Below are 12826 nucleotides of genomic sequence, written 5' to 3' on the forward strand. Positions count from 1 at the left end.
GATGTGTAACCTGTAAGCTTTAATTTGTATGTCTTGATGCGGGTCCGTAAAAATACAAGCAGAAACGTCAAATGCGGAATTGCTGCAAGAAGAAATCAGAGAAATATCCTCGGGCGCCTCAAAAAAAGCGATCTTTTCGGAATGCTTCCAGATGTTTTTTGGCAAGAATGACTGTTTGGATCAAATAAATAACTTATAGTGCAAATCAAATTAGCATTTCACTACTAAGTTTGAATCGAATTATCAGACATCGTCATGAACCAATTCGATTTCAAACTTAATGTTATTTCTCTCCAACCCGTGCACTTGCAGCTAGCTTATGTACTGGAGCGAGCGATAGATTTGGGGAGGTTACCAGCCCATTCACGCTTGCCCTCGGTCAGAAGTCTTGCCGCTACATTTTCAATCTCAAAAACTGCTGTTCTGGAGGTTTATGGTAGCCTGGAGGATCAGGGTAAATTATACCGAGGAACTGAGGGGGATTTTTATGTAAGTGAAAGATATGATTTAAAAGGAAGAGCAGCTGCAGGTCTGAGGGGGCAGAATAAATTCAGACCGGTATCTGCAGGGCTTCCTTCCTCGTAGGGTCTCCTGTGTGGAAAAGCCACAGAAGGAAGGGACTTTGCGTCTTCCTTCGATGTTCTCAATCTTTCAGGATTCTTAAAACGTATGCTTGTCAAAAGAACTATTGATGCGGCAGGACATACTTACTGAAGGCAGTAGAACCGTAAAGTCCCGTAAAGGAGACGCTGCGGAGAAAGGAATGTCCTTTTTCTGGTCGTGCTGTTTCGCTTTAGCCCCCATGGTGCCCAATTTTTCCGGGTTGGGATCTTATCAAAAAAACTTACCTTTGCTGGCACAATGAAAACACCCATTTCTCATATCGATCTTAGGTATATGAGCCCTGTTCTTCCCAAAATCAGGGTGGTTGGTGTTATTCATACCCGCTGGAAGTAGTACTCTCTTCTGCAGTCAAAGTCTGATACTTTAATAAATAGCTTTTAATACTGTTAATCGGGATAAGTACGCCTCTCCATGGGTTCAGGTCTGCTTGTGAATGACTGCTCTATCACGATGCTCAATTGATAACATGATATTTAAATTAAAATGAATTTTATAGAGGAACTACGCTGGCGCGGAATGATTCAGGATATAATGCCCGGGACGGAGGATGAATTAACTAAAGAAATTGTTAGCGGGTATATCGGTTTTGACCCCACTGCAGAATCCCTGCACGTTGGGCACTTAACACAAATCATGACCCTGACCCACTTTCAACGCGCAGGACACAAGCCTTTCGCCCTGGTTGGTGGGGCCACAGGTATGATCGGCGACCCAAGTTTTAAAAGTCAAGAGCGAAACTTGTTGGATGAGGAAACCCTGCAAAAAAATGTAGCCGGGATTAAGGGACAATTGGAAAAGTTTCTTGATTTCGATTGCGGCGAGAATAGCGCCGAGATGGTAAACAATTACGACTGGTTCAAGGACTTCACTTTTCTGGATTTCATAAGGGATATCGGAAAATTAATCACCGTCAATTACATGATGGCTAAAGATTCGGTAAAAAAACGATTGGACGGAACCTCCGGCTTGTCTTTTACCGAATTTTCATACCAGCTATTACAGGGATACGATTTTTACTGGCTATGGAAGAATAAGGATATTAAGATCCAGATGGGTGGTTCTGACCAGTGGGGTAATATTGTTACCGGTACAGAAATCATAAGAAGAAAGGCTCAGGGAACCGCTTTTGGACTCACTACTCAGCTGATTAAGAAAGCAGACGGCACCAAGTTTGGGAAAACCGAAAGCGGTGCGGTTTGGCTAGATTCTAAAAGGACCTCGCCCTACAACTTTTACCAGTTCTGGCTAAATACAGCCGATTCGGATGCGAAGAACTGGATTAAAGTCTTTTCGGTGAAATCAAGGGCTGAAATAGAAACCCTGGAAGCCGAACATGATGCAGCTCCCCACTTGCGGGTTCTTCAAAAAGCCTTAGCTGCCGAAATCACAGAACGGGTACATAGTAAACACGCTTTGGAAACGGCGATCAAAACGTCAGAGTTTTTGTTTGGAAATGGGACTATTGACTTTATGAATGAACTGGAGGCAGATGAAATTATCAGCATATTTGAAGGACTTCCACAGTTCGAGGTGAAGGCGGCTATTTCGCAGTCAGGGATGGAAGTCGTTCCTTTGCTCACCGAACATTCTAGTGTTTTTTCTTCCAGAAGCGAATTAAGAAAATTGATAAGTGCCGGAGGATTATCGATAAACAAAGAAAAAGTAGAGAGTCCGGAAATGGTGATTAAAAGTGAAAAGCTAATCAAGGATCGATTCCTGGTAGTGCAAAAGGGCAAGAAGACATACTTCCTTTTAGTTTTTAACAGGTAAAACAGAAATACAAAGAAGGCTCTTTGGCTTCAAAATGGAACAACATAAGCATCAGGAACACAAACTTTCGGGAGCCGGCCTTTTAATTAGCCTTGGCATTATTTATGGGGATATTGGCACGTCCCCTTTATATGTTTTCAAGTCAATCATCGGAGACCGGTTAATTACAGAAGATCTAGTTCTGGGCGGTCTTTCCTGCGTATTCTGGACGCTCACGCTCTTAACGACTATTAAATATGTAATTATCACGCTAAGGGCAGATAACAAAGGCGAAGGGGGGATTTTTTCGCTCTACTCGCTTGTCAAAAATAAAGCGAAGTGGACGATCATTCCGGCAACTATCGGAGGTGCTGCGTTACTTGCCGACGGCATCATTACCCCGCCCTTTACTGTTTCTGCAGCAATAGAGGGATTAGCCATACGCTATCCCGATATTTCCACGCTTCCCATTGTCTTGGCTATACTAATGGCCATCTTTATTATTCAGCAGTTTGGAACCAATTTCATCGGAAAGGCCTTTGGCCCCGTCATGTGGGTATGGTTTACCATGCTGGCGGTGTTGGGTTCAGTCCATATTGCCGCCCATCCGGAAATTATCAAGAGTATTAATCCCTGGTACGCCTATCACATTCTGAGCGAGCATCCCCAATCTTTTGCCATTGTTGGGGGAGTATTTCTTTGTACCACCGGAGCAGAGGCGCTTTATTCAGACCTTGGCCATTGCGGCCGCGCTAATATTCGGATCAGCTGGATGTATGTGAAATTGTGTTTGATGCTAAACTATTGGGGACAGGGCGTGTGGCTCTTAAGTCAGACGGGACATTATCTGGATGGTAAGGTGCCGTTTTATAGCATCATGCCTGAATGGTTTTTATTTTATGGCATTGCTATCGCTACACTCGCAGCTATCATAGCCAGCCAGGCCTTGATTTCCGGTTCGTTCACGCTAATCAGTGAAGCCGTTCGATTGAACCTCTGGCCTAAAGTAAAGATCAACTATCCTTCTCTTCAAAAAGGACAGATCTATGTTCCGTCCATTAACCTGATCTTGTTCCTTGGTTGCCTCGCAGTGCTCGCCTTATTCCAAACCTCGGAGCATATGGAGCATGCTTATGGTTTGTCCATCACGATCACCATGTTAATGACCACGATTTTAGTATGCGTTTTCCTAAAAAAGAGACACGTTTCATTCTATTTGATTGTCCTTTTTGCGGTGGTCTATTTCATAGTGGAACTTACCTTCCTGGCGGGCAATCTTCCACGTATAACCCATGGGGGATGGTTTACAGTGTTATTGGGATCCCTACTGTTTGTAATTTCATGGACCTGGTATCAGGGAAGAAGAATCCGCAATAGCCAGGTGAACTTTGTGGATCTTGAAAAACACGCAGAGATTTTAAAAGACCTGAGTGAGGATAATTCCATCCCCAAGTTTGCTTCCCAGCTGGTATATCTTACCAACTCGCACTTTAAAAATGAGATTGAACAGTCTATTATTTATTCCATTCTTCAAAAGCAACCCAAGCGGGCTGACGTTTATTGGTTCCTGCATGTATCAGTGACCGGAGAACCGTATACCTCCGAATATAAGGTAACGCATATAGAAAAGGGAAAGATCATCCGTATTGATTTTCGTTTGGGATTTCGTATTGCACCGGCTATTAACGTGTTATTCCGGAAAGCTGTTGAAGATTTGGTGAGTGCAAAAGAAGTAGATATTGTAAGTCGATATACCACGATGAAAAAATATGGAATTACCGGAGATTTTAAATTTATAGTGTTGGAAAAGGACATTTCTGATTATTCCGTTTTTAGTTTGAAGGACAGGCTTTTGATGCGCTTTAATAATTTCCTTCGGCGATTTAGTGTGCCGATTGATAAAGGATTTGGCCTTGATATGAGTTTTGTCAACACAGAGAAAGTTCCGCTGGCTGTAAATCGGAGACCAAACGTTAGTTTAACCAGGATGATTGATTCATAAGTGTCTTCAGATTTTCATAAGACACATTTACTGAAGGCAGTAGAACCGTAAAGAGAATTTTTAAATAGGGAGATAAAGAACTACAGGGAAACCTAGCGGAGCTGCTTGTGAACAGCCACCTTTTTTGCATCTTCGCAGAAAAACATCCCATGGATATCGTCGTAGTTGGAGCTGGCAAGCTTGCACAGGCAATAATAAATTCAGATTTAAGTTTGGAAAATTGCAATGTTATTCAGTGGGAGCTGTTTAACGAAAAAGAGGGCAGCGCTCGGGCTATTCTGGTGCATGCAGGCTCGGGAAGGCAGCTGGATGAAGCAATTGAATTTTGCCGTCGGACTAAATCTGTATTTATTGAACTCTCAACAGGGCTCAAAACAGAACATTTAAGCCCGGATTTTCCGCTTATTATTTGTCCCAATACCTCCATCTTACTTCTTAAGACTATCAAACTGTTAAGCCTGGCTGGACCCTATTTTTCGACTGAAAAGATAAGAATCATTGAGTCTCACCAGGAATCTAAAACATCTGCTCCGGGCACAGCCTATAAAATAGCAGAGGCGCTTAATGTCCCCCTAGGGGAAATTGAATCAGTAAGAAACAGCGATGTTCAATTAAACCAGATCGGTATCCCTAAAGAATTTTTAGACAGACACGCCTATCATAAAATTATTGTTGGCCAAGGAAGTGAACAGATATCCATTGAAACAAAGGTGTTGGGACATGACTCGTATGTTTCGGGTATTAGGAGAATAATCGGGGCAGTTCTGAACAATTCCTTGAGGAAAAACGATATTCTGTTGTGGATTTGATTGATGAAAACATGCTGTAGATTTCAAAACCTCGCCAGCTTTTAGATTTCTGTGCTAGTGACATGCCACCTACAGGGCTTAACCTAAATTGGTTTTAGTAGGATAAGAGGCTAGTTTCGTTGATTGTAGCCTTACAATCTTAAAACAGAAGGCGGAAGTGGTCGCTTGGGCCATTATAGCGCTTGCCCATATTAAAGCTTAGGCATAAGCCTTCATCAATCTAATGCCGTCAGCGAAACACAGCAACTATTCCTCAGGGTTATTCAAATTTTCTGAATTTGATCCAGAAGATAGACCCTATGCCCGGGCGCCCCTCAATCCAGATAGTTGCCTTGTGTTTTTCTAAAATACGCTTGACAATAGCCAGGCCCACCCCCGTACCTTCGTAGTCGCTCTGTACGTTCACACGCTTGAACAGTTCGAATACTTTGTTGTAGTGTTTCGGGTCAATGCCTATTCCGTTATCCTCCACCTTATACACCACCTCAAATTCGTTCTCGGAACCCTCAACAGTAACAATGGAAGGAACGGACAAATGGGAATATTTGACGGCATTACTGATGAGATTAAGAAATACCTGGTAGATCATTGTTTGATCTCCTGAGACCGGGGGGGTATTTCCGATGCTGAAAACCAGGTTCGGATTGTTGAAGGCCGTGCCTACTTCGTTTTTTATCGTCGAAAGAAGGCTGGCCATATCGATAGGTTGAAAGTTGATTTCCGCGCGGCCGATCTTTGAATAGTCCAGTACTTCGGCAATCAGCGTATTCATTCGCTGGATTCCCACGCTGATACGGGCCGCAAACTGTTTGCCTTGGTCGTCGAGCGTTTTGTTGCGCTCCAGCAGCTGTGCATAACTTTTGATAACGGCGAGCGGGGTTTTCAAGTCGTGGGAGATGGTGCTGCTAAAGGTCTCCAGTTCATCATAAGCTTCCTTTAGTTTTTCGTTCAGAGCCCGTATTTCGCTCGCTTTTTTATTGATGATGTACAATAATTCTTCTTTGAAACGTTCTGCCAGATGTTGTTCGTAAGCTTTCCATCGTTCTGCCGTGTTTTCTACAATGGTCCGGAAGTTTTCGAACGACTTTCGCGGCGAGATGCGTTGTTCTCCTTTCTCGTCAAGTTCTACCGGTTTTTCAGGGTTGCCAGCCCAGGTAATGCTTTGCATATATTCGGGTCTGAACCAGATGATGTATTCACGGAGCTCGCGGGAGATGGTACAAGCGAGTATTCCGCTTGCTACTGCCGCGAATTCTTTTGCTGCGGGTAGCAGATCAACCAGCTTATTAGTCTGAAATACGGAAGCTTCTTTTGTTTCGGAGAGCCATTGTATGATGCTTTCAATCTGTTCCTCGCTAGGGGTGCGACCGTCTTTTAGGGTGCGTCCCTCGTAGCGCATAAATACACCTTCTGCCTTGACAATATCTTTAAAAGACACGGACGGGTTTAGCACCGCATCTTTGATGTCAGTGCCCGTTCTTAGTTCCGAGATGATCTTCTCGAACACCGCCTTATGCTTTTTCTGTTCGGCATTAACCATTTCCTCCTCCTTAAATTCAATAGAAGAGGAGATGATTTGCCCTAACAGCCGGGCGCCCTCCCGGAGTCGATGATTGATGAATTTCGGAGTGTAGTGATGACAGGAGATGAGGCCCCAGAGCTCGCCCTTACACATCAGCGAGACGCTAAAGCTGGAGGCGACCTCCATATTCTTCAGATACTGGATATGCAGGGGAGAAACGGCCCGGAGCACCGAATGACTGAGGTCAAGGGGCACATCGGTCATCGCCAAAAGGCTGGAGGTGGGGGCATTTACATCGGCAATCAAACGCATTTTGTTCAGTTTGTAAAGCTGTCGAGCCTGCGCCGGAATATCCGAAGCAGGATAGTGGAGGCCAAGAAAAGGATCAAGCTCTTCGTTCCGTGCTTCTGCTACCACTTTGCCGTGCGCGTCTTCCATGAACTTGTAGATCATAACCCGGTCGTAGCCGATCAGTTGCTTGATAATTACCGCCGCCCGGTCCAGTATATCAGACAGGTTATTAGTAGCTAAGATATTGCTTACATGCCGGCCGATCTGATTGTGGATATTCAGACCGGACAGAGGCGACTTCGATTCAAATTCCAGGTAAATATGCTGGCCGAAAGTATGGATCAGCAGGTCAAAGAAAGTCTCTTCTATTTGGACCTCGTAGGCTTCGGCTTCCTGTTTTCTTTTCGCAGCTTCTACAAAGGCACTCAGGGGATTCTTGTTTTCCCTGCCGGAGATTTGCGCTTCAAAGGCAGACAAGGGCTGTCCAAGGACTGAGCCCGCCGTAATATTGAGGTAGTCCAGGATGTTTGCACTAACGTACTGAATGATGTTCGTACTGACCTTGACGACCACGAGAAAGCCCCACGATTGGATAGAACCAGGGATGTGTATTGGTTCTCTGTCGCAGTTGCTTAGATCTGCTTGAAACTTAGACATTATAAAAACTTAAAATTGGAATTTCACTAGCTCAATAAGATATTGGCTTTATTTACTAACTCATCTATATCAAAAGGTTTTGCCAGAAAATCATTGGCGCCGGCTTCTCTTGCGATCTGAGCACCATCCCGACTAGCCGACATGACGACGACCGGTATATCCGAAATCGCAGCATCTTCCCGTATTGTTTTTAGCACCTGATCGCCTGGGAGCTGGGGCATCCATAGATCGAGGAATATTAAGTCGGGATTTTCTTTTGCTATTTGGTTGAAAACTTCGAAGCTATTCTGGACGCGGACGGTTTGAAAGCCGCTCTCTTCGAGGATAATCGATACGAGATCCAATATCCCTTCATCGTCGTCGCAGATCAGGATCGTTTTTGTATTATTCATTTTTAGGGATAATTTTTAAAGGTAGGGTAAAACTGAAAGTAGTTCACTTTCCTGGTTCACTGCTACCCAGATGGTGCCACCGTGGTTACCTACTACCTGCTCACATATGTAAAAGCCCATACCGGAAATTGTTTTTGCGTTTCCCTGACCCCGCTGAAATGCTGGAATATCCGGGCCTGATCTTCCGGGGCTGCATTACAGTGAATTATAGAGTTGTCTTCCAGTTGATGGTCGCTAGTGATAATGCCCGTGATACTGCCATCCAACGCTTTCTTCATCAGCTTCTGATTCATGTCATCCCACGGAGGAGAGGTCAGCGTGTGTGTCCCTTCTTTCAATATAGCAAAGTGTATTTATTAAAAATAACCCAATGCTTGTCCATATGTTTGACCTACCCGGCTTCAAATTGTTTTTAGAGCAGCGAGCAGGCAAAATCTTTATCGCTCTCCTGCAATCAGGCTGCTGTTGCGGGGGAGGCCTCTGTCTATACCGATAATTGTTATGATCCCAAAGGTGTAGGCCAGCAGATCCAGCCATGAAAAATAGCTTCCGATGACGATGGCGGCAATGTTTGAACCTTCCAGGCCGAGGCGGTGCACCAGATCAAGGTACTGGAGGATTTCGATGAGGTAGGAAAAAAGCAGGACAGAAAGGCCCGCTGTAGCCGGCTTTAGGTCCAGGACACTTTTCAGCAGGCAGTACAGGAGAATAACGACCAGGAAGTCGCCCCCGTAGGGTCGGATAAAATGATCGCTGATGAAGCAAGCAATCAACACTTCCGTGGCGAAGAGCAGCAGCGCTGCGAGGAAGTAAGCGGTTCGGAATTTGAGCAGACGTTTCATTTAGATCGCTTTTTCAGGTAGTAAAATTTCGGAGGGAGCGGTCGCTTTCTGTCCCTTTACCTTCGCCAGAATAGATTCGAGGAGGGGGAGCATATGGTTTAGGTTGCCCGTTTTGATAAGGAAGTTCCAGAGCGGCTCAAATTTTTTCCAGCCGCCGCTATAGAAGAAATGCTTCAGCATGTGTTTGATCGAGTCGTGCTGCACGCTGGCTTTGACGATATTGCTCCAGCTGTAGAAGTCGCGGTAGGCCTGCCAATATCCGGCTTCCAGTTCTTGAGCGCTCAGGTTTTCTGTGCGATAGACGACATGCCGGGTGTCGTACAGATCCCAGTTCCTGCTGGTGATGCGGCCCTGCATTTCCATGCTTTTATAAAGGACAGTGCCGGGGTAGGGGGTAAGGATGTGATAGGTGGCGGTGGTTATGCCGTTGCTTACGCCCCAGTCGACCGTTCTTTTGAACACATCTTTGTCGTCGTCATCCAGACCGAAGACAAAGCTGCCGTTGATCATGATCCCCAGCGAATGCAGTCGCTGTACCGCCTTCCGGTAGTCTTTCTCCAGGTTCTGCTTTTTATTACTCTGTTTCAGGTTTTGTGGTGAAAAGGTTTCAAAGCCAACGAAGAGACTTCTTAGTCCCGCCGCTGCGGCTTTTTCAATCAGGTTGCCCCTTAGTATGGAATCGACGGTAGCAGCTCCCTGGAATACCCGGTCCATTCCGCGCATTCCCGCAAACAGCGCTTCTGAGAATTTGGCGTTGCCCAGCAGGTGATCGTCGAGGAAATAAAGGTGTCTGCCGGGGAGACGATCAATTTCGGCAAGCGCGTCGTCTACCAGCTGCGTGTAGAAGCCCTTACCGCCTTCAAAAAAGGCATCCTTGTAGCAGAAGCTGCAATGGTGAGGGCATCCTCTGGACACTACAATGGAGTTAGGCACCAGGTAGCGGTTGCGCTTGATAAGGTCGCGGCGGATAGGAGGGACACCGCTGAGCGTTCGGATTTTGGAGCGATAGATTTTCTGTGGATGCCCCGCTTTAAAATCCTTCAGGAACTCGGGGAAGGTGTCTTCTCCCGGACCGATAAAAATAGCGTCAGCAAAAGGAAGGGCTTCCTCTGGCAGCGAAGAAACATGTAGCCCGCCCAGAATGACGAACGCGCCTTTACTGCGATAATGGCTGGCGATCTCGTAGGAACGATAGGCGTTGGTGATGTAGACCTGGATGATAACCAGGTCGGGTTCGTCACTCAGGTTCAGCTCCTCCACGTGTTGGTCCTGCAGGTCGATCTCATCCTCATCACTTAAATAGGCAGCCAGCGTGGCTAATTCCAGGGGAGGGAACAGTGAATATTTGATAGGTCTCCATAAAGGGCTCTCTGCTTCTGCAAGGGCCGGGAGAATCAGTTTTACTTTCATAGTGGATACATTAATGGAAGAGGGCTCAGCGCCCTCTTTCGCTTATGCAAGTTCAGCCGTTGTTTTTCTGTTCCAGTCGATTTTAGCAGAGAGGTACATCATCACTGCTACTACCACAAAGAGTCCGATGCTTCCGAACAGAAGCGCCATGTCCTGCAGCTGGATGATCACATAGATAAAGCTATAGAAGAGAGTAAGTATGGCTGCGAACAGGAGGGCCGGCTTTTTATTATTCAGGATGGCGGCAATGAAGCAGCCGATCAATGCAACAGTAGCCACCGAAGCAATCAGGTAAGCGACATTAAAGCCGACCTGTTCACTGAAGGATAGCAGGAGGGTGTAATAAATCGTCATTGCTGCACCGATCAGTACGTATTGGAGCAAATGAACTTTTTTCCTGGTCACTAGTTCGGTGAAGAAGAGCGAAATGAAGGTCAGCAGAATGATTAAGATGGCATACTTAGCCGAGCGCATGGTTTTCTGGTATTGATCCACGGGCAGGATAAACTTTACACCGAAAGAAGCATCCGTGGCTTTGGGATGGAGGGACGTATTCGCTTCGATCCATTGCTGGGGGAAGGGCCGGTTGAAATAGGGCATTTTCCAGGTGGCCGAAAAGCCGGAGGCGGTTACTTCCCGCTCTTCAGGCAAGTAATTTCCGGAAAAACTAGGATTGTTCCAGTCGCCTTCCACGGTCACGTTCGTGCTCTTACCGAGATGCAGAAAGTTTAATTCGGAGCTTCCTCTCATATCCAGCTCGAAGCTGAAAGGGAGAGCTGTATTCTTTTCAGCACTTAAGTCGGGTTGAATGATCAGGTTGTTTGGGAAGAGTTTAAGTCCGCTAAAATCCGGCTCCACCTGGTAGCTGGTCGAGGAGAGCTTCATCACCGGGTTACTTTTCAAACCCTTTAAGTCGCTGAGACCGATGGCTAGTTTCACCTTATCCCATAAAATGTTATCGGGATTAATCCCTGCTTTTTTCAGCTCTAGCTTACCGAAGGAGCCATTTACCCGCACTTTGGTGCTATACACCACAGCATCAAAGATACCCCTGTGCAATACAGTTGGATCTGCTTTGCTGACTATATTCAGTGCTTCGGGAAGTAGATAGATATTGGTTAAGATTTCCCGGTAGCTCGTTTTACCTGCGGCATCCACCTGCGTGGCGATGGTTTTATAGGGCAGGACCATGACAGGGCCTTCCACCAGCTGGCTCCCTGACCATTTATCGGTGATTTCTTTGATCACTTCGCGTTGTCTGTCCTGGCGTTCCCAGATCAGATCCTGTATCATGCTGGAGGGGATGAGCAGGAGCAACGTCAGTATGCCGATCAATCCCAATTTAATAATCACTGACTCCTGGAACCAGCGTTGTAGTGCATTTCTTTCTACTTGGTCAATCATTTTTGTAGTTTTAAAGTACTTTGAAATTCAAAGTAAACGGGTAAAAAAATTATAGTTTCTGTTGTTTAATCAAATTTTCAAGGGCTTCCAAATGCTTCCGGAAAGCTTCCCGGCCCTTGGGAGAGGCGGCATATTGCGTATTCGGCTTTCTTCCGATAAAGCTTTTCGTAACGACGATATACTCTTCCTTCTCCAATGCTTTCAAATGGGAAGCCAGGTTGCCGTCGGTTACGTTTAGGAGGTCTTTTAGCGAGTTGAAGTCGTAACTTTCGTTCGCCACTAACACACTCATAGTCTGTAAACGGATGCGGTTTTCAAATGCTTTATCAAACTGTTCTAACGATACCTTCACTGATTGTATTTAAAATGCATAATAGAACCATAGAGGATGTGCAGAACACCGAAGCCGATCACCCAAAAAAGCAGGCCATAGCCGGGTAGTAATGCAGCTAAGAGTCCGAGAAGGATCTCGCATAAACCAAGCCATTTGACATCCGAAAAGGTATATTGACTGCCTGCAACTAATGCGAGACCATAGAAAACAAGACAGGCGGAGGAGACGATGCCGTAATACCCGCGGAAGAGCAGGATCAGGATAAGAAGTCCGCCCGTGATTAATGGCACTGCCATATTGAGGAGGAGGCGTCTGCTTACCGGGTTCCAGGCGCTTTCTCCTGTTTTCCTAGCCTGGCGTACCGTCAGCCAAAGACCGGTACTGAGTGAGAGGACCAGGATCACCAGTGCAACCAGGAGCAGGGGCCACCAAACCAGCGGGTCGTTGACATATACGTCGCGAAAGCGCATGCGGCTATTCGGCGTGTACACCATTTTATATCCAATGAAAGCTCCAATCAGGGCATAAATGCCGGCAAGAATTCCGGAGAGTCCGCTGAGGGAGATGAACTTGGTGGAGCGCTCCATCAAATGACGGATAGAGCTTAGCTCGGAGTAAATATCATTTTCTTTCATTGAAAAGAACTTTGTAGTGCAAAGTAAATGCAAGTATTGCTGAGATGCAAGAAAAAATTGAAATATTTTTTAAGAAGGCAACTATTCTTCAGGGTTTTGAATTTGAAGTGTTAAATAAAGTTAACTGATTGGATAATTTTTATCTGATTTGTACC

Annotated in this window: 12 protein-coding genes; 4 read left to right on the forward strand and 8 right to left on the reverse strand. The window is 45.7% G+C overall.

What is annotated here, in order from left to right:
• The first annotated feature begins 255 nt into the window (after positions 1-255).
• From J4N23_RS04430 to J4N23_RS04445, 4 genes are all read left to right on the forward strand, one after another.
• Positions 256-585 (forward strand): GntR family transcriptional regulator, encoded by a 330-nt coding sequence (locus J4N23_RS04430; RefSeq protein ID WP_207425821.1) that lies wholly within the window; start codon positions 256-258, stop codon positions 583-585.
• Between the two features lie 522 nt (positions 586-1107).
• A complete protein-coding gene (tyrS, locus tag J4N23_RS04435) occupies positions 1108-2394 on the forward strand; it encodes a tyrosine--tRNA ligase (RefSeq protein ID WP_207425822.1) in 1287 nt (428 codons plus the stop codon).
• Positions 2395-2428: 34 nt separating this feature from the next.
• Positions 2429-4375, forward strand: coding sequence for a KUP/HAK/KT family potassium transporter (locus J4N23_RS04440; protein ID WP_207425823.1), 1947 nt, complete (start codon positions 2429-2431; stop codon positions 4373-4375).
• Positions 4376-4482: 107 nt separating this feature from the next.
• Positions 4483-5184: a dihydrodipicolinate reductase C-terminal domain-containing protein gene (locus J4N23_RS04445; RefSeq protein ID WP_207425824.1), complete on the forward strand. Its 702-nt coding sequence runs from the start codon at positions 4483-4485 to the stop codon at positions 5182-5184.
• Positions 5185-5443: 259 nt separating this feature from the next.
• Here the strand turns inward: J4N23_RS04445 and J4N23_RS04450 are convergent, their stop codons facing one another.
• From J4N23_RS04450 to J4N23_RS04485, 8 genes are all read right to left on the reverse strand, one after another.
• A complete protein-coding gene (locus tag J4N23_RS04450; protein WP_207425825.1) occupies positions 5444-7654 on the reverse strand; it encodes an ATP-binding protein in 2211 nt (736 codons plus the stop codon).
• A gap of 26 nt (positions 7655-7680) precedes the next feature.
• Entirely contained in the window at positions 7681-8046 is a 366-nt protein-coding gene (locus J4N23_RS04455; RefSeq protein ID WP_207425826.1) for a PleD family two-component system response regulator, read from the reverse strand.
• 92 nt (positions 8047-8138) lie between these two features.
• A complete protein-coding gene (locus tag J4N23_RS04460; protein WP_207425827.1) occupies positions 8139-8384 on the reverse strand; it encodes a hypothetical protein in 246 nt (81 codons plus the stop codon).
• A 99-nt stretch (positions 8385-8483) separates the two neighbouring features.
• Positions 8484-8888 (reverse strand): DUF2809 domain-containing protein, encoded by a 405-nt coding sequence (locus J4N23_RS04465; protein WP_207425828.1) that lies wholly within the window; start codon positions 8886-8888, stop codon positions 8484-8486.
• Entirely contained in the window at positions 8889-10298 is a 1410-nt protein-coding gene (locus J4N23_RS04470) for a B12-binding domain-containing radical SAM protein (protein ID WP_207425829.1), read from the reverse strand. It abuts the gene before it with no gap.
• A gap of 42 nt (positions 10299-10340) precedes the next feature.
• The gene (gene creD / locus J4N23_RS04475; RefSeq protein ID WP_207425830.1) at positions 10341-11702 is read right to left on the reverse strand and encodes a cell envelope integrity protein CreD; all 1362 of its coding nucleotides are present in this window, start codon (positions 11700-11702) and stop codon (positions 10341-10343) included.
• 49 nt (positions 11703-11751) lie between these two features.
• Positions 11752-12054, reverse strand: coding sequence for a transcriptional regulator (locus J4N23_RS04480; protein ID WP_207425831.1), 303 nt, complete (start codon positions 12052-12054; stop codon positions 11752-11754).
• Positions 12051-12671 carry a hypothetical protein gene (locus J4N23_RS04485; RefSeq protein ID WP_207425832.1) on the reverse strand — a complete coding sequence of 207 codons (621 nt, stop codon included), beginning with the start codon at positions 12669-12671 and terminating at the stop codon, positions 12051-12053. Before J4N23_RS04485 ends, J4N23_RS04480 begins: the two co-directional genes overlap by 4 nt.
• Between the last annotated feature and the right edge of the window lie 155 nt (positions 12672-12826).

It is taken from the genome of Pedobacter sp. SYSU D00535 (genome assembly GCF_017355855.1).
Classification (GTDB): Bacteria; Bacteroidota; Bacteroidia; order Sphingobacteriales; family Sphingobacteriaceae; genus Desertivirga.